The sequence below is a fragment of the Pseudomonas sp. 22085 genome (genome assembly GCF_052045815.1).
GTDB lineage: Bacteria > Pseudomonadota > Gammaproteobacteria > Pseudomonadales > Pseudomonadaceae > Aquipseudomonas > Aquipseudomonas glycinae.
On the sequence record NZ_JBQEQA010000029.1, the window covers coordinates 14,598 to 36,738 of the forward strand.

Genomic DNA, 22,141 nt, shown 5'->3' on the forward strand with positions numbered 1-22,141 from the left:
TCTTTGCGCACTTCCACGACATGGACGGCGATCACTTGAAAACGCTCATTCTATTTGGGGCCGCGCTGCTGAGCATGCCCCTTTCTGCCGCGCAGCTGAACCTGGAGCTGGGTGCAAACACCCGCACCTGGCAGACCGAGGAGTTGCTCAAGCATCCTCAGGTACAAACCCTCACGATCAAGAATGATGTGTCCTACAAGAAGGACATGACTTATCGCGCCGTGCCGATGGCCGCGCTGCTGACCGGCATCAAACCGGAGGATCACCTGCAAGCCGTAGCGCTGGACGGTTTCGCCGCAGAGCTTTCCGCCGCGCCGCTACTTGAGAGCAAAGGTTCCCGCGCCTGGCTGGCCATCGAAGATCCGGCGCAGCCCTGGCCGCCGCTGTCGGAAGGCAAGCACAGCGCCGGGCCGTTCTATCTGGTGTGGACTGATCCGCAGGCCGGCAACATCAGCCCGGAACAATGGCCGTTCGAAGTGGCGAGCATCAAGCGCATGGCACCGGTGGCCGAGCGCTTCCCTGCCTTGTTGCCGGATCTTGCGTTGAAGGCCGATGACCCGGTGAATCAGGGCTTTGCCCTGTTCCAGAAGAACTGCCTGGCCTGCCATCGCCTGAATGGCGCAGGCGATGCGCAATTCGGGCCGGACCTGAATATTCCGTACAACCCGACCGAATACTTCGGCGCGGACTTCCTCAAGCGCTACATCCGCGACCCACAGAGTCTGCGCCAGTGGCCGCAGGCGAAGATGCCGGGGTTTTCCGCCGAGGTGTTGCCGGATGCGGATCTGCAGAAACTGATCGGGTATTTGCAGCACATGGCCGGGCGCAAGGTTAAGCCTTGATGACTTGAGTCTTGCAGTGCGCTCACTGGCCTCTTCGCGGGCAAGCCCGCTCCCACAGGTTATGCGTTGGATTTGAATCAGCGGCATTTCTGTGGGAGCTGCGGTGCGACGACTCGACTTGCCAGCGATGCGGTATCCCGGATCTTACTGCTGCTGCACCGAGATGATTGGCGCTGGTGTCGGCGACACCAGCACTTTCGCGTGCATCTGCTCTGACCCGCCGCCCCGGCGCATGCCGCGCACCGGGCAGGCGTCGAGGTAATCCAGCCCCACCGCCAGTTTCAGGTGCCGCTCCGGCCGCGCCAGTTCATTGGTCACGTCAAAGCTGTACCAGGCGTCATCGATCCAGGCTTCGGCCCAGGCGTGACTGGCCAGATGCTCGCAATCCTCGCTGTACAGATAACCCGACACATAACGTGACGGCACACCAAGGCTGCGTGCGCAGGCCAGGAACGCGTGGGCGTGGTCCTGGCAAACACCCGCCCGCCCGGCAAACGCCTCGGCAGCGCTGGTATCGACTTCGGTGGCGCCCGGCTTGTAGGTCATGTGCTGGTTCAGCCCATGCATCAGGTCGATCAGTGCATTGCGGTCCCGTCGCTGCTTGCAGGATTTCTCGGCAAACGCCCGCAACGCCTCGTCAGCCTCGGTCAGCCGGGTGAAACGCAGGAACGGCAGCGCCGACTGACTCTCGTGCTCGGCTTCGCGCAACTCGTCGATATCGACCTGCCCCCGGGCGCCGATGATGATCGCTTCGTGAGGCTCGTCCATGGTCAGGACGTGCAGAATGTTGCCGAACGGATCGAGCTGGGCTCGTACCGGGCGTGGCAGGTCGAGCTGCCAGCTCAGCACGTGCTGACGCTCGCTGTCGTGGGGTGTCAGGCGCAGGTACTGGATGCTCGCGCGCACCTGATCTTCGTAGTGATAGGTGGTCTCGTGGCTGATGGAAAGTCTCATGCGGCCTCCAGGTAGGAACTGTGAATGGCGTTGCCCAGCTGGCGCACCAGCGGGATGAACTCGGTGAGCCAGGCGTGCAGCCCTTCCTCGAGAATTTCTTGAATGCCGGTGTAGCGCAGACGCGCATCCATTTCCGCCGCCAGCCTTTGTGCGGGACGACCGTTGGCCCCCGGCAACTGCGCCAGAATTTGGTCGATCTCTTCGGTGCAGGCCCGCAGCGAACGCGGCACGTCGGCGCGCAACAGCAACAGCTCGGCCACATGCCGGGCGCCCGGCGCATCGCGATAGATTTCGGTGTAGGCCTCGAACGATGACAGCGCCCGCAACAAGGCGCTCCACTGGTAATAGGCGTGAGCGGTGCCGTCGCTGACTGCTTCGGCCTGATCGCCGGCCATTTCGTAACGCGCATCGAGCAGGCGCAAGGTGTTGTCCGCCCGCTCGATGAAGGTCCCCAGGCGAATGAAACGAAACGCGTCGTTGCGCATGATGGTGCCGTAGGATGCCCCACGGAACAGGTGCGAACGCTCCTTGATCCACTCGCAGAAGCGGCTCATGCCATAGCGGCTGAGGCCCTGATTGGCGATCCCGCGAATCTCCAGCCAGGTGGCGTTGATGTTCTCCCACATGTCGGCGGTGATCCGGCCACGCACCGCATGGGCGCTGGCGCGCGCCGCGCCGAGGCAGCTATAGATGCTCGCCGGATTGGCCGCGTCGAGGGCGAAGAAGTGCAGCAAGCGCTCGGCATGCAGCTCGCCGTGGCGTTCCAGGTAATCGTCCAGCGTGCCGGTGATCAGCAGCGGCATCGCCAGTTCGTGCAGACCGTCGCCACGGCCGTCCTGCGGCATCAGCGACAGCGAATAACTGACGTCGAGCATCCGTGCGAGGTTTTCCGCCCGCTCCAGGTAGCGCGACATCCAGTACAGATCCGAGGCAGTTCTACTTAACATGGCAGGCTTCCTTCAATCCTCGACCACCCAGGTGTCCTTGGTTCCGCCGCCCTGGGATGAATTCACCACCAGAGAGCCTTCACGCAGGGCGACACGGGTCAAACCGCCGGGCACGACCCGGGTTTCACGGCCGGACAATACGAACGGGCGCAGGTCGATGTGACGCGGCGCAATGCCGTTTTCGACAAAGGTCGGACAAGTCGACAGCGACAGCGTCGGTTGCGCGATGTACGCGTGGGGCTTGGCCTTGATCCGCTCACGGAACGCATCGATTTCCGCGGTGGTCGCCGCCGGCCCCACGAGCATCCCGTAACCGCCGGAGCCCTGGGTTTCCTTGACCACCAGATCCGGAAGATTGGCCAGCACGTGGGAAAGTTCAGACGGGTTGCGGCATTGCCAGGTCGGCACGTTCTTCAGGATCGGTTCTTCGTCGAGGTAGAAACGGATCATTTCGGTAACGAACGGATACACCGATTTGTCGTCCGCCACGCCGGTGCCGATGGCATTGGCGAGCACCACGTTGCCGGAGCGATACGACGACAGCAGCCCCGGCACGCCGAGCATCGAATCCGGGCGGAAGGCCAGCGGATCGAGGAACGCGTCGTCGAGCCGGCGGTAGATCACGTCCACCGCTTTCGGGCCGTCGGTGGTGCGCATAAAGACCTTGTCGTCGCGCACAAACAGGTCCGCGCCCTCCACCAGCTCCACGCCCATTTCCCGGGCGAGAAATGCATGCTCGAAAAACGCGCTGTTGAACCGACCCGGCGTCAGCACCACGACACTCGGGTTGTCGATCGGGCTTGAGCTTTTCAGGGTGTCGAGCAGCAAGTTCGGGTAATGGTCGATGGGAGCGATGCGCTGGGCCGCGAACAGTTCGGGGAACAGGCGCATCATCATCTTGCGGTCTTCGAGCATGTAGCTCACACCGCTTGGCGTGCGCAGGTTGTCCTCGAGCACGTAATACGTGCCGTCGCCGTCGCGCACCAGATCGACGCCGGAGATGTGCGAATAGATATCGCGGTGCAGGTCCAGCCCCTGCATCGCCAACTGATATTGCTCGTTGGCCAGCACCTGCTCGGCGGGAATGATCCCGGCCTTGATGATGCGTTGCTCGTGGTAAAGGTCGGCGAGGAACATGTTCAACGCCTTGACCCGCTGGATGCAGCCGCGCTCGACGATCCGCCATTCACTGGCCGGAATGCTGCGCGGAATGGTGTCGAAGGGAATCAGACGCTCTGTCCCCTGCTCGTCCCCGTAGAGCGTGAAGGTGATCCCGGCGCGATGGAACAGCAGATCGGCCTCGCGTCGCCGCTGGGCCAGCAGCTCGTCAGGCGTTTCGGCCAGCCAGCGGGCAAACTCCCGGTAATGCGGGCGGATCTGGCCGCCGGCATCGTACATCTCATCAAAATAGGTGCGGATCATGCCGTACTCCTTGTCACTCCGGACATACAGGCCTTCGCAAGGCCCGTGCCATCGGCATAAACGCTTTGATTTCAATCGGTTGGATATTCACGCCGCATGCACCGCACCATTCCTGTGCGGCAAATGCTCCCACCTGATCGCCCCCGCCTCATTGCGACGCAGTCCCGTCGCCTATCACCAGCATAGTCAGAGTTGATTTCACTGCCCGTCGGCGGCTGCGGATAATCCGCGCATCCGCTGCAAAAACGTCGCTGACGAAGTACGCAGCCTCACTGATCCGGCTTGCCTCGGCAGCCCTCCCGGCCGTAACCCTGACCGGTTTCCTCTCCTTGCGGTCTTCCCTTTTAGCCACCTTTTCAGGTGGCTTTTTTTTGCGCCGGTTTCTTGTTTCAGAGTTTTGCCATGCAGCTTTCGCAACGGCAGACACGACAACGGCCGACCCGAAGGTCAGCCGTTGCTCGACGTGTTGCGAGAGTGATCAGTTCAAACGGTGCCGGTTGCGGATCTCCTGTTTCACGCCCCAGCCTTCGATGATGCCGCCCAAGGGCTCGACCACCGCCGAAAAGCCCTGCTCGAAATCGCCAATGTCGTCGTAGGTTGCGTACATCACCTTGCTCAATTCCAGAGACCAGGCGCCGTCGTCGCGCGCACTGACCTGGGCATTGATGGATTCACCGCGAAATTTGCCTGCCGCCCTGCGTGCCCGCTCCTCGTCCGGGAAAATGGCGTAGAACTCGATGGGATGGAATCGGGAAAAATCGAAACCGCCTTCTTTCATGCGGCGCAGCACGCTGCTGCTGATGTCTTCTTGATAGGCTGTGCTCATGAATCGTCCCCCTCGCATAGATGGATAGACTTTCCGTATTCCCTGCACTGGCCCACAGGGCCCGGGTGCTTACGGCAACCGCGTCGCCGACGGGAAACAAGCATGTAGCTGACAAGACCAGACCTTAGCGATCCGTTCGCTGATCTCGCTTGCAGAGTAGCCCCAAGATAGAGCCGCTGCCAAGGCCTGGTACATGAAGAAAATGAAGATTCAGATTGGGGTGATGCTGCGGATTTCGATGCTGTTCTGGGTTTTCAGGCTTTTTACGCCGGCATCGGCGGTGCGCCCTTCCAGATCGTTCAGGTCAAGCTCGGCGGCGACTGGCAGCAATCGTTCCTTGATGAGGCGAGCTGCCCGTTCATGACTGGGGCATTCCTCGCACTCGAAGACTTCGTCGATCGTTTCACCATGATCGTCCACGAAAGTGACTTTCCACTTTGACATCGGAGCCTCCTCGATCAAACCCGCAAATGGGCTTACACCTATCTCGACTTTTAACAGGATTGATCGTTCAAAAGGTTTACACCGATGCAACATGAAAAAAGCCGAGGCCAGCGTGTTTTCGCACACCGGCCTCGGCTTTTTCTGACCCGTGATCGATCAGTCGTTGCTTGGCTTGTTCACTGCCTGCAGCACGTACTGCGGCAAGGCGAAGGCGCCGATATGGATTTCCGGGTTGTAGTAGCGGGTGACGATGCCGCTGCCGATGAAGCGCTGTTGCAGAACTTCACGGCTCAGCTTGCGGTAGGCCGGGTTGGTAGAGCCCCAGGCAAAGGTCATCGAACCGCCGATGTAGGTTGGGACGGCTGCCTGATAGAAGTGCCAGTCCGGGAAGAGGCTGCGCATGCGGCCGGCGGTGGTTTTCACTTCTTCGATCTGCATGAACGGCGTGCCGTTCTGGGTCACGAGGATGCCGCCCTCGTTCAGGCAGCGGTGGCAGGCCTGGTAGAAGTTTTCCGAGAACAGCACTTCGCCCGGACCGATCGGGTCGGTGGAGTCGGAAATGATCACGTCGAATTTTTCAGTGGTGGTGGCGACGAAACGCATGCCGTCGTCGATCACCAGGTTCAGGCGTGGATCGTCGTACGCACCGCTGGAGTGGTTCGGCAGAAACTCTTTGCACATGTCGACCACGGTGCCGTCGATCTCGACCATGGTGATGTGCTCGACGCTGGCATGTTTGGTCACTTCGCGCAGCATGCCGCCGTCGCCGCCGCCGATGATCAGCACGCGCTTGGCGGTGCCGTGGGCGAGGATCGGCACGTGGGTGAGCATTTCGTGGTAGATGAATTCGTCGGCTTCGGTGGTCTGGATCACGCCGTCCAGCGCCATCACCCGGCCCATGCGCGGGTTCTGGAAAATCACCAGGTGCTGGTGTTCGGTGCGCACTTCGTGCAGCAGTTTTTCCATGCGAAAACGCTGGCCGTAGCCTTCGTAGAGGGTTTCCAGGTATTCGCTGGTCTTGGTGACGGTCATGGTGAAGTGCTCCGATGAATGCGCGGGCGCCAATCGTCAGGTTCGATTGCCCGGGAAAGGCGCGCATTCTACGTTGCCGAAGATGACAGGTCGAACCTCAGTTCATCGGCCCGACCCGATCAGGGTGCGAACGGTCAGATCCGCACATTGCCCCGCGGCCCGGCAATCGCCCAGATGATCAGGCCCAGCACCGGCAGCAGGATGATCAACAGCACCCAAAGGATTTTCATCCCGGTCTCGGCGCCGCTTTTCAGCACATTGATGATCGCCCAAATGTCGAGCGCAAGAATGATCAGGCCGACCAGGCCGTTGAACGTGGAACCCATGGTGTCACTCCAGAATAGTGGCATGCACTTTTAGGATAGATGGTCGCGCTCAGGGTTCCCTTTTATTGCGTTCAGACGTGAACGGCGACCTTCAGGGCTTCCAGCGACGGCGCGGCGGCAATGCCGACTTCGGCGCACAGTTCCAGTACGCGCGGCACGTCGTTGCCGTAGACCAGCACCACTTGCAGCTCGTCGTCGAGCAACTGGCTGAAGTTCATCAGCGTGTAACCACCGTTTTCCTTGTTCAGGCTGCTCATCTGCACCTGGATGCGGTTGAGCGCGGTCAGCGCCTCGGTCTTGGCCAGTTGCTTGGGCTTGAGGTTGAATTCGACGCCCGGGCCGAACGAAGCCACGATCTGTGCGAACAGGTCAGCGTAGGTGTCCGCCTGAAACAGTACGGTCTCGGGCAGGCTGCCGACCACCACCCATTCGCCCAGCGGAATCGGGAAAGTATCGTCGTAGTTGATGTCCGGGTTGGCGGTCAGAAATGCGTCGGCATCGGCGTAAGCCTGCGCCGCTTCATCCGCGACCTTCTGAATCTCGTCTTCGCCCATGCAGCCGGAGCTGATTTTGCTGATGAGTTCGGCGAGTGCGGCTTTCATGGGGGCGGATCCTGTGGCGAAGGGAATTTTGAGGGCGCGAAGGATAGCGCATTCTCGCCTTCGCCACAGAGCGGGTTCCGGCCAGCGGCCTCAGCCCAGCAGTTTTTCCAGCTGCGCGGTGGTGTCCACGGCGCCCATGGTACGGGCCGCGTCCAGTGCGGTGATGCCATTGGCATCCTTGGCTTTCGGATCGGCGCCCTGGTCGATCAGGTAATCGACGATTTCAACCCGGTTGAACATCGCCGCCATCATCAGCGCCGTGCGGCCATCGAAGGAGGCGCCTTCAATCTGCGCCCCCCCCTCGACCAGGGCCTTGACCACGGCCAGGTCACCCTTGAACGCCGCGCCGGCAATCGGGCTCTGGCCGTTGCCGTTACGTTGTTCCGGGTCGGCCTTGTGCTTGAGCAACACTTGCACCGCATCCACATGCCCGTAGTAACTGGCGAGCATCAGCAGGGTGTCGCCCTTGCTGTTGGTCAGGTTCACCGGCAGACCGGCAGTGATCAGGCGATCGAGCATCACCGCATCGCCCTCGCGCGCCTTGTTGAATACCTGCTCGGTGAATTCGGCAGCTTCTTCGGGGGTCATCTGGCGGCTTTGGTCGGACATGGGGCAACTCCACTTTCGGTCGTTCGGAAAGCCGACAGTTTCCCGAGCGCGGCGATAGCTGTCATCCCCTTTTTTCCAAGATGACCGATAGCCAATATCAATAGCGATACTTGCCTGCCCGGATGTCGACAAGGATTTCATTCGTCACCTGCACGTAGGTTTCGGTTCCCGGCAGCCAGGCATAAATCGGGTCATCACCTGTCTGGCCGGGGTCGAAACCTTCGTTTTTCAGGCGGGTCTTCTGGTATTTGAAGGTGCCGGTGGTTTCCATTTTCACCTTGACCCGCAGGAACAGCGGCACCGCGTAGGCCGGCAGGCGTTCGCGGGTGAAGGCCAGCAGTTCGGCGAAATCCAGGGTCGCCAAAGACTCGGCCGGGGTGATCGCCGCCATCCCGGCGCGACCGTTGGTGTTGGGGATTTCCACGCCATAGGCCACGGCTTCGGAAATGTGCGGATGTTGGAGCAGCAGGTTCTCGACCTCGGTGGTCGAGACGTTTTCGCCCTTCCAGCGGTAGGTGTCGCCGAGGCGGTCGACAAACTGTGCGTGGCCGAAACCGATGTTGCGCAGAAGATCGCCGGTGTTGAAGAAGCGATCCCCTTTGATGAACACGTCTTGCAGCACGACCTTGGCGGTTTTCTGCGGATCGGTGTAGCCGTCCAGCGGTGCCTTATCGTCGATCCGCGCCAGCAACAGCCCCCGCTCGCCCCGGTCGACCTTGCGCATGAACCCGTCGTCACCGCGAATCGGCTCGCCGCTGTCCTGGTCGTAAGCCACCAACTCCCAGGCCATCAGCGAGAAACCGATGGTGTTGTCGAAATTGAGGATGTTGGTGAAGCCGATATTGCCGTCGCTGGCCGCGTACAGCTCGCAGATGTGATCCACGCCGAAGCGGGTCTTGAACTCGGCCCACGCGCCGGGCCGCAGGCCGTTGCCGATCATCTTGCGCACGTCGTGACGGCTGTCGTCGGCGCTGAGCGGCTGATCCACCAGATAACGGCACAACTCGCCGACGTAACCGATGGTGGTTGCGCGGTAGCGGCGCACGTCGCTCCAGAACTGCCGGGCGCTGAACTTGCGGCGAATGGCGAAACCCGAGGCGCCATTGACCGCCGAACCCCAGCACACGCAGAGCCCGGTGGCGTGGTACAGCGGCAAGGTGCAATAGACGATGTCGTCGGGGCGCATGTCGAGGGCGATCATGCCGAAGCTCGCCGAACTGCGCATCCAGCGGCCGTGCTTGAACACGCCGGCCTTGGGCAAACCGGTGGTGCCGGAGGTGTAGATATAGAAACAAGGGTCATCGAAAAAAATCTGCCGGCTGCTGGCCGGGTTGTCGCCCGAGGCGTCGGCACTGGCGCTGATCAGGTTGATGTAGCCCTCAGGCGCGATCCCCGGATGGCTGAAGGTGTCCTGATCGGCGACAAACCAGGCGCGGGCTGCCGGGATCGACACTTGCTCGCGTACCGCCGCAAACGCCGGCAGCAACTCCTCACCGACGACAATCGCCGCCGGCGTCACCAGGTTGATGCTGTGGATCAGCGTATCGCGGGTCTGCGAGGTATTGAGCAACGCGCTGACGGCGCCGATTTTGGCCAGGGCCAGAATCGTCACCAGCAGTTCCGGGCGGTTTTCGATGAACACCGCCACCACATCGCTCTTGCCGATGCCCTGCCCGATCAGATAGTGGGCGATGCGGTTGGCCCAATGGTTGACCTGTGAATAACTCAGCACCACTTCGCCCGACAGCAGCGCGGGGCCTTCGGGATTGCGCAGGGTTGCTTGCTCGAATGTCCAGCCAAGGCCGCAGGTTTGGGTCGGATCCGTGACGTTGGCCACCTTCATGCCTCTCACCACCCGCGGGATGGTTTTGGCAATCATCGGCAGTTTGCGGAGCATCATGCCCCAGGTAATCGTGTCGCTCGGCGCGTGGCGCATGGCAGCTCCCGTTCGACCTTGACGCGCAGGCCGGATTTTTATTGTCGGGCAATCGGGTGAGGCAACCGGCGCTTCTCAAGCGAGGGTCGAGGCCGAAAATACGTCAGGGCTTCGCGGGCTGTACACGCGGTTTTTGCAATGTTTTGTATCCGCCCGGCGCTGCAACGGGCAGCGTGATTACCGCTGGGGGTATTGGTTCCATCGGATCGACCATGATCCCGCAAAATGCAGGATGCACGATGGCCATTCATGCAGATTGCACGACGCCCGAAACAGTAAAAATTTATAACTTGTTGATTTATATGGATTTTTAAAAACAAAAATACTGGCACAATCGCTGCAACTCTCTCCGCATGCTTGCCATTCAAGTGCATACGGAGCTGAAAGACATGAACCTGATCCAAGAGAAATTTGCTTCCCTGTTCTCCAACTTCGCCGTCACCACTCAGCCACGTCCCGATGGCGGTATTCTGCTGACGCTGAAGAGTGCCGACGGCAAAGTATTCAAGCGTGCGCTCACCTATCAGCAATTGCACACCGGCGACCAACTGTCGTGGGCGATCAGCGCGATCCGTCGTGATCTGGCAGAACAAGCCAGCGAGCTGCCGCAGATCGGCATGCTGCAAAGTCAGCAACGTTTTGCCCTGCCGACTTATCACTCGATGTAATTCGAACACCGTATAAACAGACAGGCCGTGGAGCTTTCGCTTCACGGCCTGTTTTTTTGCGCGTCGATGGAGTGACCTCAGAACGCTTCCGGCTCAATCCCGGTAAAGCTGTCGACGGTCACATGCCCTGCCAGTTCCCCGCCCTCACGGGCCAGCCCGCAGGTTTGCAGGCCGGCGACCTGGGCGGCGTCGAGTTCCTGGACAATGTCGGACAAAAACAGAATTTCCTGCGGCTCCACTCCGATGGCCTGCTGGATATTGCTGTACGACTGCGCTTCGCGCTTCGGCCCAGAGGTAGTGTCGAAATAGCCGCTGAACAGCGGCGTCAGATCCCCTGCTTCCGAGCAGCCGAAAATCAGCTTCTGCGCCTGGATCGAACCGGACGAATACACGAACAGTTGATACCCGGCCTGATGCCAGCGCTGGAGCGCTTCAACGGCGTCCGGGTAAACATGGCCTTTCAACTGGCCGGCCTGATAGCCCTGCTCCCAGACCATGCCCTGCAACGCTTTGAGCGGCGTGGCTTTGCGGTCTTCGGCGATCCACGCCAGCAGAATTTCCACCACCCGCTCGACGTCAGCCTGCGGCTCATTGCTGTCGCGGCGCACCGCGTCCAGTTGCTCGGCAACATCGGCACGGGCGGCGTTCTGGCGAACGAAGTCCGGCAGATGTTTCGCCGCATAGGGAAACAGGACATCGAACACAAAACTCACCGCGCTGGTGGTGCCTTCGATGTCGGTGAGAATGACCTTGATCGACATCGGCTCAGTCCTCCAGACGCGGGAAGCGGCCGGCGATGTCTTCTCCGGTGAAATTGGCAACCCAGCCTTCAGGGTTGTTGAACAGGCGGATCGCCACGAAGTGCGGGTTCTCGCCCATGTCAAACCAGTGTTTGGTGCCGGCCGGCACCGAAATCAGGTCGTTCTTCTCGCACAACACGGCGTAGACGTAATCATCGATGTGCAGGGTAAACAGGCCACGACCGGCGACGAAGAAACGTACTTCGTCTTCGCCATGCCGATGTTCTTCGAGGAACTTGGCGCGCAATTCGGCTTTTTGCGGGTGGTCGCTGTTGAGGCTGATCACATCGACCGTGATGTAGCCGCGCTCGGTCATCAGTTTGTCGATCTGCTCTTTATAGGCACCGATCACTTCTTCCTGGCTGGCGCCGGGCTGGATCTTCGCGGCGGCTTGCCAACGGTCGAAGCGCACGCCCTGCTCGGCCAGGGTCGAGGCGATGTCTTCGAAATGGGTCAGCACCTTGTTCGGAATTTCGGGGCTGGAAACGTGATAGACGGACAGGCTGCTCATGGGGCATTCCTCGGTATCGGCCTTGCCGTCCGGTTCTTTCAGACCGGTCGGGCACTGCATTCATCAGGCAAATGGGCTGGTTCTGGTGAAGTCAGCCTTGGCGGTTCATGACGCTGCGGGTCTTCAACTCGCATTCAAACAGGAATTCAAAGGCCTCGATCTGGCGCAACGCGTCGCTCATCTGCGCGCCCCAGGTGTAGAGGCCGTGGCCGCGAATCAGATAACCGACGCAATCGGGATGGGCGTCGAGCCAAGGCTGCACCTTGGCAGCGAGGCGCGCAATATCCTGATCGTTGTCGAAGATCGGCACGCGCACCCGGGATTCGTGGGTCGAGATGCCGCTGAAGGCTTTTTGCAGTTCGTAGTCTTCGAACTCGATGAAGTCTTGCGGCGTCAGGCGCGACAGCACCGTGGCGTTCACCGAGTGGGTGTGCAGCACCGCGCCGATCTCCGGGCGCCAGCTGTAGAGCTGGGTGTGCAGCAGGGTTTCGGCGGACGGTTTTTTGCCGGGCTCCAGGCTGTTGCCGGACAGATCGGTGGCGAGCACGTCGTCCAGGCCCAACTGGCCCTTGTGCTTGCCGGACACGGTCAGCAGCGCTTCGCTCGGCGACAGGCGCGTCGAGTAATTGCTGCTGGTGGCCGGCGACCAGCCGCGACCATAAAGAAAACGCCCGGCGTCGACAATTTGCTGGGCAAGCTGTTCACGGGTAAGGCTCATGGCCTGTCCTCTTGCATTCGAATGGCAATGATAACGGCAGCGGCGAGCGCTGCGAGACTGGCAATACTAAAGGTCAATGTCGCGCCGAGGGCATTCCAGCTGTAGCCGGAATACAAAGCGCCGAGCGCACCACCGGTGCCGGCCAGCGCGGCATACAACGCCTGGCCCTGCCCTTGCTGACGGGCGCCGAAGCTACGTTGCACGAACGCGATGGCAGCCGCATGAAAGCTGCCGAACGTCGCCGCGTGCAGCACTTGGGCAAACAACAGAACCCACAGGAACTCGGCGAACGAACCTAGCAGCAACCAGCGCAACGCCGCCAGCAGAAAACTCGCCATCAGCACGCGGCGCAAAGAAAAACGCGCAAGAATCCGGCTCATGGCCATGAACATCAGCACTTCCGCCACCACGCCGACCGCCCAGAGCATGCCGATCACGCCACGGCTGTAGCCCAGTCGTTCGAGGTGCAGGGTCAAAAACGTGTAATACGGCCCGTGGCTCATCTGCATCAGCGCCACGCAACCGTAGAACGCCAGCACCCCGGGACTGCGCAACTGTTTGAGAAAGCCCTCCCCGGTCGGTCGATTACCCTGAGGCGGTTGCGCGTTCGGCACCCAAAGACTGCTGAGCACGATGCCGGCCATGATCAACACCAGCGCCGCCGGGTAGATGTCGAGGCTGAGCCATTCGAACAGGCGACCGAGGGCGACTACGGTGATGATGAAACCGATCGAGCCCCACAGGCGAATCTGACTGTAGCGGGAGGTCTGGCCCTGCAAATGCGCCAGAGTGATGACTTCGAACTGCGGCAGCACCGCGTGCCAGAAAAACGCGTGCAAGGCCATGACCATCGCCAGCCAGGCGTAGGTCTTGCAGACGAAAATCAATGAGAACGTCAGCAGCGTGCACACCGCGCCGAAGCGCACGATGGCCAGGCGCCTGCCGGTGTAATCGCCGAGCCAACCCCAGATGTTCGGCGCCACGCAGCGCATCAGCATCGGGATTGCTACCAGCTCGCCGATCCGCGCGGCACTGAAACCGAGGTGATCGAAGTACAGCGCCAGAAACGGCGCCGTCGAACCGAGCAAGGCGAAATAGAACAGATAGAAACTGGACAGCCGCCAGTACGGGAGCGCCGCCACGGTCAGACCGCGGCGGCTTTGAGATCACCCATCAAAGCTGACCCAGCACCGGGGTGCTCACGCGCACATCGGCGTTCTGGCCACGGTGGCGCAGCAGGTGATCCATCAACACGATGGCCATCATCGCCTCGGCAATCGGCGTGGCGCGGATACCGACACATGGGTCGTGACGGCCCTTGGTAATGACATCGACCGGGTTGCCGTCGATGTCGATCGAACGGCCCGGGGTGGTGATGCTCGAAGTCGGCTTCAAGGCCAGGTGCGCGACGATCGGCTGCCCCGAAGAGATTCCGCCAAGGATGCCGCCCGCGTTGTTGCTGAGGAAACCTTCCGGGGTCAGCTCGTCACGGTGTTCGGTGCCGCGCTGCGCGACGCAGGCAAAACCGGCGCCGATTTCCACACCTTTGACCGCGTTGATGCTCATCAGCGCATGGGCCAGTTCGGCATCGAGACGGTCGAAGATCGGCTCGCCCAGGCCCGGCATCACGCCTTCGGCAACCACGGTGATCTTCGCCCCGACGGAATCCTGATCGCGGCGCAGTTGGTCCATATAGGCTTCCAGCTCCGGCACTTTGTCCGGGTCCGGGCTGAAGAAGGCATTCTGCTCGACCGAGTCCCAGGTCTTGAACGGGATTTCGATCGGGCCGAGCTGGCTCATGTAGCCGCGAATGACGATGCCCTGGCTGGCCAGGTACTTCTTGGCGATGGCACCGGCCGCGACGCGCATGGCGGTTTCCCGCGCCGAGCTGCGACCGCCGCCGCGATAATCGCGCTCGCCGTACTTGTGGTGGTAGGTGTAGTCAGCGTGGGCCGGGCGGAACAGGTCCTTGATCGCCGAGTAGTCCTTGGACTTCTGGTCGGTGTTGCGAATCAGCAGGCCAATGGAGCAGCCAGTGGTGCGGCCCTCGAACACGCCGGAGAGAATTTCGACTTCGTCGGCTTCCTGCCGCTGGGTGGTGTGGCGGCTGGTTCCCGGTTTGCGACGGTCGAGATCGCGTTGCAGGTCCTCAAGGGAAATCTCCAGGCCCGGCGGGCAGCCGTCGACAATGGCGACCAACGCCGGACCATGGCTTTCGCCAGCGGTGGTGACAGTGAACAGCTTGCCGTAGGTATTGCCGGACATGCAGGACGCTCCGTGAAATCGAACCCAAATTCGTGATGCGCGCCAGTATACGCAGGCTAACCGAGTAGTTCATCCTCGAACCTTAGCGGTGCGGGTGAGTCCAACCGGCATCTTGGCAAATGATGGCGTGATGATGCTGCGAGTTTTGATCTTGAGCCTTTCCCTGTTTACCGGCTTCGTCCAGGCGACTGTCCTGCAACGACCGGTCACGTTGACTACCGACACCGGCGAACTTTTCGGCTCGCTGTTGCTGCCCAAATCCGACAACCCCGTGCCGGTTGTCCTGATCCTTTCCGGCTCGGGTCCTACCGATCGTGATGGAAACAACCCCGACGGCGGACGCAATGACAGCCTCAAGCGCCTGGCCTGGGTGCTGGCCAAACACAACGTCGCCAGTGTGCGTTTCGACAAGCGCGGGGTGGCGGCCAGCCTGGCGGCAACTCCGGACGAGCGAAACCTGTCGGTGGAAGCCTACGTGGCGGACGCGGTGGCCTGGGGTCAGAAGCTGAAAGCCGATCCGCGCTTCGGCCCGTTGATCCTGCTCGGCCACAGTGAAGGCGCGCTGATTGCCAGCCTTGCGGCGCCAAAAGTCGACGCGGCGGCGGTCATCTCGCTTTCCGGCACGGCCCGACCGATCGATCAGGTGCTGCGCCGGCAACTGGCCCGCAGCCTCCCTCCCCCGTTGATGCTGCGCAGCAACGAACTGCTCGACAGCCTCAAGGCCGGACGCACCGACGACAATGTGCCAGCCCCGTTGCAGGTGATTTTCCGTCCGAGTGTGCAGCCGTACCTGATTTCGCTGTTCCGTCAGGATCCGGCAGCGGCCTTCGCTCAACTGAAAATGCCAGCGTTGATCGTGCAAGGCAGCAACGACATCCAGGTCCAGGTCGATGATGCGAAATTGCTCAAGGCTGCCAAACCGGACGCAGAGCTGGCGCTGATCGAGGGTATGAACCACGTGTTGCGCATCGTGCCCAACGACGTGAAGCGGCAACTGGCCTCCTACAAGGACCCGAATTTGCCGCTGGCGGCGGAACTGGGAACACGCGTTCTTGAATTTATTGACGGACTTCGCACCCGTTAAGCTCTTTTACCCTCTAGGACTTTGGAAAACGGCCGATAAGCCTTTGTCGCCAGCGTACTGGCTGGCGGCAAGCAGCTTGGACAGGATCTCGCCGTTATGACCGATACCCAGACTTCACCCGACACCACCGCTGAAAAAGACGCACCGCCAGCGGTCGAGCTGCCCTGGGCGGATGTCCACGTCGAGCACCACAAGATGCTCCGCCTGGCGCCGTTGCAGACCGACCGCAACACCGGCGGGCGGCCACTGCGCTTCGTTGAATTCGGTTACGCGGAACGCAACGGCAAAGAACACAGCCTGATGCGCATGGCGATCAAGTTGCCTGCTCAGCGCGTGCGTAAAGAACAGAATCAACTGGATATATGGGTCGACCACACCACCAAGCGTGTGCATTTCGGCCCGGACAGCGGTTTGCAGATCGAACCGCTGAACCGTGGCATCGGCCGTTTCATGGCTGCCCAAGGCATCAACTGGGCAAAAAAGCGCTGGCCCACCTACACCGTCGACGGCATGGACTTGAACAACAAGGACGCGCTGAACGAAGACACTCGCCTGCGCCGCGATCACTTTCTGCGGGTGCATGGCTTTGATGTGGTTTACGCCGACGCCCAGCATTTGAAGGGTAGCGTCAAGGAAGTGAAGGTCGGCGACCTGCTGGGTGACTGGAACAGCGAAAAGCTGCAGATCGTCGAAATTCTTGAAGCTGCGCAGATGTTGCAGCAGGCCGAGCAGAATCTGGCCGAGCAGGAAGTGAAGCTGAAGAAGCAGGAAGACAAGGTCAGCAAGTTCAAGCGCGAAGACGCCGGGCTGCGTTTCACCATTACCTGTCTGGTGGCGTTTGCGGTGTTTCAGGCCGGGTTGCTGATCTGGATTGCTACGCACCGGTAAAGATTTCAGACCGAGGCGCCCCCATCGCGGGCAAGCCACGCTCCCACAGGTTTTGTGTCGTATCCGGGTGTTGCGGTACACACGGAAACTGTGGGAGCGGGCTTGCCCCGGACGGCGTTCCGACGATGCTTTTGAGGGTCAGACGCGGGAAGCGAACAGTGCCTGATGGGCGCGGCACTGTTCGGCGGTCAGCATGAACACACCGTGCCCGCCGCGCTCGAACTCCAGCCACGCGAAGTCGACCTCCGGGTACAGCGCTTCGACGTGGACCTGGCTGTTGCCCACCTCGACAATCAGCAAACCCTTCTCGGTCAGATGATCCGCCGCTTCGGCGAGCATACGGCGTACCAGGTTCAAACCATCGTCGCCACAGGCCAGGCCCAGTTCCGGCTCGTGCTGGTATTCGTCCGGCATGTCGGCGAAATCTTCCGCATCGACGTAGGGCGGGTTCGACACGATCAGGTCGAAACGTTGACCCGGCAGACCATCGAAACCATCGCCCTGCACCGTGAACACCCGCTCATCGACGCCATGACGCTCGATGTTCTGGTTTGCCACTTCCAGCGCTTCGAACGACAGATCCGCCAGCACCACTTCGGCGTTCTGGAACTCGTAGGCACACGCGATGCCGATGCAGCCGGAGCCGGTGCACAGGTCGAGAATCCGCGCCGGTTCGTCACCGATCCATGGAGCAAAACGGTTTTCGATCAACTCGCCAATCGGCGAACGCGGGATCAGCACACGCTCATCGACGATGAACGACATGCCGCAGAACCAGGCTTCGCCCAGCAGGTAAGCGGTTGGAATACGTTCTTCGATGCGGCGCTTGAGCAGGCGCTGAAGGTTGACCAGCTCGTCGTCTTCCAGTGCACAATCCAGATAGCTGTCGGCGATTTCCCATGGCAGGTGCAAGGCACCGAGCACTAGCTGCCGGGCTTCGTCCCAGGCATTGTCGGTGCCATGGCCGAAAAACAGATCCTCCCCATGGAAGCGGCTGACGGCCCAACGGATGTGGTCGCGCAGGGTACGAAGTCGGGAAGTGATCACGGGGCAGAACTCCAGAAAAAACGACTGGCGATTCTAGCAGCCAAAACGCGCCGCGACGACGCAGGAAAGATTCCTGTGCGACGGTAGGACTCTTCCGATTTTCCCCTCAGCTATTGAACAGATCGTGTAACTTGACAAGGCTGCAGGCCAGCAACGACGGTGCCTACGATGGTAGCGATTCACAGAACCGCTCAGCCAGAGGACAATGTCGCAAAAGCCCCACCCGAAGGAGCCCCAGAATGTCCGTTCCAAAAACGATGTTTCAACTCAGCGGTCGCGGTTACGCAGCGGCCACGTTGAGCCATGCCACCGTGGTCATCATCGATGCCCAGAAAGAGTACCTCAGCGGCCCGCTGGCCCTGAGCGGCATGGACGCGGCTGTCGCGAACATCAAACAACTGGTTGCCGCCGCCCGCGCAGCCGGTCGGCCGATCGTGCACGTGCGTCACCTCGGCACCGTCGGCGGTCTGTTCGACCCGCAGGGCGAACGCGGCGAGTTCATCCCCGGTCTGGAACCCCAGGGCGATGAAACCATCATCGGCAAGTTGCTGCCGAGCGCCTTTCACGGCACCGAACTCTATGATCGTCTGCAAACCATCGGCTCGCTGGACCTGATCGTCTGCGGCTTCATGAGTCACTCCAGCGTCAGCACGACTGTGCGCGCGGCGAAAAACCTGGGCTTCCGCTGCACCCTCGTCGAAGACGCCTGCGCCACCCGCGATCTGCCGTTCAAGGGCCGCGTGCTCAGCGCCGAACAGGTGCAGGAAGCGGAAATGGCAATCATGGCCGACAACTTCGCCACCCTCGCCCTGACCCAGGATCTGATCTGATCGATCGTGACTGAGCGGCTCAGCCCGCCGCTCATCTGCAAAAACCTCGCATTTGCTTCAATTACCCTAGCCTCAGGAACAACCCGGTCAACTCCCGGTCGAAGGGCCGATACCCATTGAGGAAGGTCGGAATGAAGTTATCCGATGGATTTGACGCACGCCGCTTGCGGCCCAAAGGCCAAAGCAACTGGCGATTTCGATTCGGCGCGGCGATCGCTGCCATTCTGGCGACGTTCGGCGTGCTGCTGGCGATGGCCGGGGCCGCCAGCCTGCTGGGGCGCCCACCGGCGCTCGGCGATCTGAACGCAACACCGCTCGGCTCGGCGATCATTCTCGCGGTCGGCCTGCTGTTCCTGTATTTCGGCGTGGCCCTGTGGCGTCGTTGCCGGCGTCGCGCACGGCAATCGCGAGAATTGAACATGTCCCCGCACCTGATGAAAAAACACGATTGAATTGAGGGCCTGGCTTTTTGCCGGGCCGTTTTGTGTCCGTTTGGGTAAACTGGCCGCCCTTCGCGGAGGCTGACATGCAAGACGACGATTTTTCCCTGTTCAAAAGTGCGATTCAAGGCGTCAAGCCGATCAAGCACGACCGCGCCGACACCGGCAAACCCAAGACTGACCGTGACCGGATCGCCAAGCTGCGCCAGTCCGCCACCGTGCGCACCGACACCACCACCGTTGATGGCCTGTCCGATCAGTTCGTGATCGACGTCGGTCCCGAAGACGAGTTGATGTGGGCCCGCGACGGGGTGCAGGAAAGCCAGATGCGCAAGCTCAAGATCGGGCAGATCCCGTTCGAAGGCAGCCTCGACCTGCACGGCATGAGCGTAGAAAAAGCCCGCGAAATTCTTTGGGCGTTTCTCGCCGAAGCCACCAGATTCGAAATCCGCTGCGTACGCGTCACCCACGGCAAGGCCGTGCGTCTGGACGGCAAGCGGCCGATGATCAAAAGCCACGTCAACACCTGGCTGCGCCAGCATGCGCAAGTGCTCGGTTTCTGCTCGTGCCAGGCGAAACATGGCGGCGCCGGCGCGGTTTACGTGATGCTGAAACGCACCATGATGGAAGGCCGCGACGAATAAACCCGTCACACCGAACTTGCAGGGTCGTGTCCGCCACCGTAACCTTGCCCTTTGCGAAAATCCCCACAGGTAGTTTCATGTCCCTGGAACAGAATTACACCGCGATTCTCGGCCAACTGGGCGAGGACGTCTCCCGCGAGGGCCTGCTCGACACGCCGAAGCGTGCCGCCAAAGCCATGCAGTACCTCTGCCGCGGTTATCAACAGACGCTCGAAGAGGTCACCAACGGTGCCCTGTTCAGCTCCGACAACAGCGAAATGGTGCTGGTCAAGGACATCGAGCTCTACTCGTTGTGCGAACACCACCTGCTGCCGTTCATCGGCAAGGCCCACGTCGCGTACATCCCGAGCGGCAAAGTGCTGGGCCTGTCGAAGGTCGCGCGGATCGTCGACATGTACGCCCGCCGCCTGCAGATCCAGGAAAACCTCAGCCGCCAGATCGCCGATGCGGTCCAGCAGGTCACCGGCGCGCTGGGCGTGGCCGTGGTGATCGAGGCCAAGCACATGTGCATGATGATGCGCGGTGTGGAGAAGCAGAACTCGTCGATGATCACTTCGGTGATGCTCGGTGAGTTCCGTGAAAACGCGGCGACCCGCAGCGAGTTTCTCAGCCTGATCAAGTAATGCGTGACAGAAAAAAACCGGCGTTGATCGCCGGTTTTTTTTCGTCCGTGAAAAATCGGGTAAGCTGCGCGCCTTCTTCAATGTCCCTGTGAGGCTTGTAACGTGTTCGTCAAAGCGCTTCGTGTCGGCCTCGGCCAACTGATCATCTTCGTTGACTTTCTGACCCGCCCGGGCAAGAAACAGCGCCCCGCCGCTGCCCAGGCCCAGGTTGATGCCGCCGCCAAGGACCTGACCCTGTATCAGTTCCACGCCTGCCCGTTCTGCGTGAAGACCCGCCGCAGCCTGCGTCGCCTGAACGTTCCGGTGGCCCTGAAGGATGCGAAAAACAACGAGCAGGATCGTCAGACCCTGCTGGAACAGGGCGGCAAGATCAAGGTGCCGTGCCTGCGCATCGAAGAGAACGGCCAGACCACCTGGATGTATGAGTCCAACACCATCATCGAGTATCTGAACAAGCGGTTCGCCGCAGTCTGAATCAAAAAAACCGGCCTGATGGCCGGTTTTTTCATGCAGCCTGCGCGGCCTGGGCCTGGCGCACCACCGCCGCCAGACGCTTGAGCCCTTCATCGAGTCGTGCCGGATCGATGTGGCTGAAGTTCAGGCGAAGATGACCGGGATTGCGATCCGGCTCGGGGAAGAATGGTTCGCCCGGCATGAACGCCACATCGTTGGCCAGCGCGGTGTTCAGCAAGGTGCGGGTGTCCAGCGGTTGCTTCAGGGTCAGCCAGAAAAACAGCCCGCCCTGCGGCGTGTTCCAGTCCGCCAGATCGGCGAAATGGGTTTCCAGCGCCGCTTGAAAGGCGTCGCGGCGCTGACGGTAGAAGCCGCGCAATTCGCTCAAGTGCTGTTGATATTTCTCACTGCCAATCCACTGCAATGCCTGCCACTGGCCGATGCGGTTGGTGTGCAGATCCGCCGACTGCTTGAGCTTGAGCAGATGCGGGAAAAGGTCCGGGCTGGCAATCAGGTAGCCGACGCGCAGTCCCGGCAACAGGGTTTTCGACACGGTGCCGGTGTAGATCCAGCTGGATTTCTTCAGGCGTCCGGCAATCGGTCGGGCGCTCCCGCCGTCGAAGGTCAGTTCGCGATAAGGCTCGTCTTCGATCAGGGTCACGCCGAATTCGTCGAGCATTGCAGCAACGGCCTCGCGCTTGGCCTCGCTGTAGCGCACGGCGGATGGATTCTGGAAGGTCGGGATCAGATAGATGAACGCCGGGCGGTGCTGTTCGAGACGCTGACGCAATTGCGCGAGATTCGGACCGTCAGCCTCCAGCGGCACGGTCAGGCAATCGGCGCCGAACAGCTGGAAGATCTGCAGGGCCGCCAGATAAGTCGGCGCTTCAAGCAGGATTTCGGTGCCCTTGTCGATGTACAGCTTGGCCGCCAGATCCAGGGTTTGCTGGGAACCACTGACCACCAGCACCTGGCTCGCCTCACACGGCAAACCCAGCGCCCTCGCCTCTGCTGCCAGCGCTTCGCGCAATGCCGGCTCGCCTTCGCTCATGCCGTACTGGCCGAGAGACAGTGGCATGTCGGCCCATTCAACCTTCGGCAGCATGGCTTCAGCCGGCAAACCGCCAGCAAACGACATCACTTCCGGGCGCTGGGCGGCGGCAAGGATTTCACGGATCAGAGAACTTTTGAGGCGCGAGACACGTTCGGAAAAAGCCATGGAAGTCACCG

General features: G+C 61.0%; 26 protein-coding genes. 9 read left to right on the forward strand and 17 right to left on the reverse strand.

Going from position 1 to position 22,141, the window contains the following annotated elements; all coding sequences use genetic code 11:
* Positions 1-20: 20 nt before the first annotated feature.
* Positions 21-842, forward strand: a complete 822-nt coding sequence (locus ACTJK7_RS26735) for a c-type cytochrome (protein ID WP_085655734.1) — start codon at positions 21-23, stop codon at positions 840-842.
* Positions 843-986: 144 nt separating this feature from the next.
* Here ACTJK7_RS26735 and ACTJK7_RS26740 read toward each other — a convergent pair whose 3' ends face one another.
* The 10 genes from ACTJK7_RS26740 to ACTJK7_RS26785 all read right to left on the reverse strand — a co-directional run bounded on the left by ACTJK7_RS26740 (position 987) and on the right by ACTJK7_RS26785 (position 9,940).
* Positions 987-1,796: a transglutaminase family protein gene (locus ACTJK7_RS26740; protein ID WP_007959971.1), complete on the reverse strand. Its 810-nt coding sequence runs from the start codon at positions 1,794-1,796 to the stop codon at positions 987-989.
* The gene (locus tag ACTJK7_RS26745) at positions 1,793-2,743 is read right to left on the reverse strand and encodes an alpha-E domain-containing protein (RefSeq protein WP_007959974.1); all 951 of its coding nucleotides are present in this window, start codon (positions 2,741-2,743) and stop codon (positions 1,793-1,795) included. Before ACTJK7_RS26745 ends, ACTJK7_RS26740 begins: the two co-directional genes overlap by 4 nt.
* Before the next feature lie 12 nt (positions 2,744-2,755).
* On the reverse strand, positions 2,756-4,165 hold the full coding sequence (locus ACTJK7_RS26750; RefSeq protein ID WP_085655733.1) for a circularly permuted type 2 ATP-grasp protein: 1,410 nt from the start codon (positions 4,163-4,165) through the stop codon (positions 2,756-2,758).
* A gap of 478 nt (positions 4,166-4,643) precedes the next feature.
* Positions 4,644-4,991 (reverse strand): ribonuclease E inhibitor RraB, encoded by a 348-nt coding sequence (locus ACTJK7_RS26755; RefSeq protein ID WP_007959978.1) that lies wholly within the window; start codon positions 4,989-4,991, stop codon positions 4,644-4,646.
* A gap of 210 nt (positions 4,992-5,201) precedes the next feature.
* Positions 5,202-5,435, reverse strand: coding sequence for a hypothetical protein (locus ACTJK7_RS26760; RefSeq protein WP_007959980.1), 234 nt, complete (start codon positions 5,433-5,435; stop codon positions 5,202-5,204).
* Between the two features lie 156 nt (positions 5,436-5,591).
* On the reverse strand, positions 5,592-6,467 hold the full coding sequence (gene speE, locus ACTJK7_RS26765; protein ID WP_085655732.1) for a polyamine aminopropyltransferase: 876 nt from the start codon (positions 6,465-6,467) through the stop codon (positions 5,592-5,594).
* A 134-nt stretch (positions 6,468-6,601) separates the two neighbouring features.
* Positions 6,602-6,793 (reverse strand): PLDc N-terminal domain-containing protein, encoded by a 192-nt coding sequence (locus ACTJK7_RS26770; RefSeq protein ID WP_007959984.1) that lies wholly within the window; start codon positions 6,791-6,793, stop codon positions 6,602-6,604.
* A 71-nt stretch (positions 6,794-6,864) separates the two neighbouring features.
* On the reverse strand, positions 6,865-7,395 hold the full coding sequence (locus tag ACTJK7_RS26775; protein WP_440780961.1) for a hypothetical protein: 531 nt from the start codon (positions 7,393-7,395) through the stop codon (positions 6,865-6,867).
* Between the two features lie 90 nt (positions 7,396-7,485).
* Complete coding sequence (locus tag ACTJK7_RS26780) at positions 7,486-8,004, reverse strand: ankyrin repeat domain-containing protein (protein ID WP_011333214.1); 519 nt, start codon at positions 8,002-8,004, stop codon at positions 7,486-7,488.
* A gap of 97 nt (positions 8,005-8,101) precedes the next feature.
* Entirely contained in the window at positions 8,102-9,940 is a 1,839-nt protein-coding gene (locus ACTJK7_RS26785) for a long-chain-acyl-CoA synthetase (protein WP_440780960.1), read from the reverse strand.
* Positions 9,941-10,329: 389 nt separating this feature from the next.
* Here ACTJK7_RS26785 and ACTJK7_RS26790 point away from each other — a divergent pair, with 389 nt between their 5' ends.
* Entirely contained in the window at positions 10,330-10,608 is a 279-nt protein-coding gene (locus tag ACTJK7_RS26790; protein ID WP_064378723.1) for a DUF3509 domain-containing protein, read from the forward strand.
* A 77-nt stretch (positions 10,609-10,685) separates the two neighbouring features.
* Here the strand turns inward: ACTJK7_RS26790 and mtnC are convergent, their stop codons facing one another.
* The 5 genes from mtnC to aroC form a co-directional block, all read right to left on the reverse strand.
* Positions 10,686-11,369 carry an acireductone synthase gene (mtnC, locus tag ACTJK7_RS26795; protein WP_064378722.1) on the reverse strand — a complete coding sequence of 228 codons (684 nt, stop codon included), beginning with the start codon at positions 11,367-11,369 and terminating at the stop codon, positions 10,686-10,688.
* Between the two features lie 4 nt (positions 11,370-11,373).
* A complete protein-coding gene (locus ACTJK7_RS26800; protein WP_039770173.1) occupies positions 11,374-11,919 on the reverse strand; it encodes a 1,2-dihydroxy-3-keto-5-methylthiopentene dioxygenase in 546 nt (181 codons plus the stop codon).
* 91 nt (positions 11,920-12,010) lie between these two features.
* The gene (locus tag ACTJK7_RS26805) at positions 12,011-12,637 is read right to left on the reverse strand and encodes a methylthioribulose 1-phosphate dehydratase (RefSeq protein WP_007959997.1); all 627 of its coding nucleotides are present in this window, start codon (positions 12,635-12,637) and stop codon (positions 12,011-12,013) included.
* Complete coding sequence (locus ACTJK7_RS26810; RefSeq protein ID WP_323151151.1) at positions 12,634-13,779, reverse strand: MFS transporter; 1,146 nt, start codon at positions 13,777-13,779, stop codon at positions 12,634-12,636. Before ACTJK7_RS26810 ends, ACTJK7_RS26805 begins: the two co-directional genes overlap by 4 nt.
* 31 nt (positions 13,780-13,810) lie before the next feature.
* On the reverse strand, positions 13,811-14,902 hold the full coding sequence (aroC, locus tag ACTJK7_RS26815; RefSeq protein ID WP_064378719.1) for a chorismate synthase: 1,092 nt from the start codon (positions 14,900-14,902) through the stop codon (positions 13,811-13,813).
* A gap of 130 nt (positions 14,903-15,032) precedes the next feature.
* Here aroC and ACTJK7_RS26820 point away from each other — a divergent pair, with 130 nt between their 5' ends.
* Together ACTJK7_RS26820 and ACTJK7_RS26825 are read left to right on the forward strand one after the other, a co-directional pair.
* Positions 15,033-15,986: an alpha/beta hydrolase gene (locus ACTJK7_RS26820; RefSeq protein ID WP_108560456.1), complete on the forward strand. Its 954-nt coding sequence runs from the start codon at positions 15,033-15,035 to the stop codon at positions 15,984-15,986.
* A gap of 96 nt (positions 15,987-16,082) precedes the next feature.
* On the forward strand, positions 16,083-16,874 hold the full coding sequence (locus ACTJK7_RS26825) for a hypothetical protein (RefSeq protein WP_108560453.1): 792 nt from the start codon (positions 16,083-16,085) through the stop codon (positions 16,872-16,874).
* Between the two features lie 138 nt (positions 16,875-17,012).
* On the opposite strand, the gene prmB is transcribed toward ACTJK7_RS26825, so the two are convergent.
* Entirely contained in the window at positions 17,013-17,921 is a 909-nt protein-coding gene (gene prmB, locus ACTJK7_RS26830; protein WP_007960007.1) for a 50S ribosomal protein L3 N(5)-glutamine methyltransferase, read from the reverse strand.
* A gap of 239 nt (positions 17,922-18,160) precedes the next feature.
* Between prmB and ACTJK7_RS26835 the strand changes: the two genes are divergently transcribed.
* From ACTJK7_RS26835 to ACTJK7_RS26855, 5 genes are all read left to right on the forward strand, one after another.
* Positions 18,161-18,751 carry a cysteine hydrolase family protein gene (locus tag ACTJK7_RS26835; RefSeq protein WP_011333204.1) on the forward strand — a complete coding sequence of 197 codons (591 nt, stop codon included), beginning with the start codon at positions 18,161-18,163 and terminating at the stop codon, positions 18,749-18,751.
* A gap of 131 nt (positions 18,752-18,882) precedes the next feature.
* Complete coding sequence (locus ACTJK7_RS26840) at positions 18,883-19,203, forward strand: hypothetical protein (RefSeq protein ID WP_007960009.1); 321 nt, start codon at positions 18,883-18,885, stop codon at positions 19,201-19,203.
* A gap of 74 nt (positions 19,204-19,277) precedes the next feature.
* A complete protein-coding gene (locus ACTJK7_RS26845; protein ID WP_064378716.1) occupies positions 19,278-19,835 on the forward strand; it encodes a Smr/MutS family protein in 558 nt (185 codons plus the stop codon).
* A 77-nt stretch (positions 19,836-19,912) separates the two neighbouring features.
* On the forward strand, positions 19,913-20,458 hold the full coding sequence (gene folE / locus ACTJK7_RS26850; RefSeq protein WP_011333202.1) for a GTP cyclohydrolase I FolE: 546 nt from the start codon (positions 19,913-19,915) through the stop codon (positions 20,456-20,458).
* A gap of 102 nt (positions 20,459-20,560) precedes the next feature.
* A complete protein-coding gene (locus ACTJK7_RS26855; RefSeq protein WP_007960011.1) occupies positions 20,561-20,932 on the forward strand; it encodes a glutathione S-transferase N-terminal domain-containing protein in 372 nt (123 codons plus the stop codon).
* A 31-nt stretch (positions 20,933-20,963) separates the two neighbouring features.
* Here the strand turns inward: ACTJK7_RS26855 and ACTJK7_RS26860 are convergent, their stop codons facing one another.
* Complete coding sequence (locus ACTJK7_RS26860; RefSeq protein ID WP_064378715.1) at positions 20,964-22,130, reverse strand: aminotransferase-like domain-containing protein; 1,167 nt, start codon at positions 22,128-22,130, stop codon at positions 20,964-20,966.
* Between the last annotated feature and the right edge of the window lie 11 nt (positions 22,131-22,141).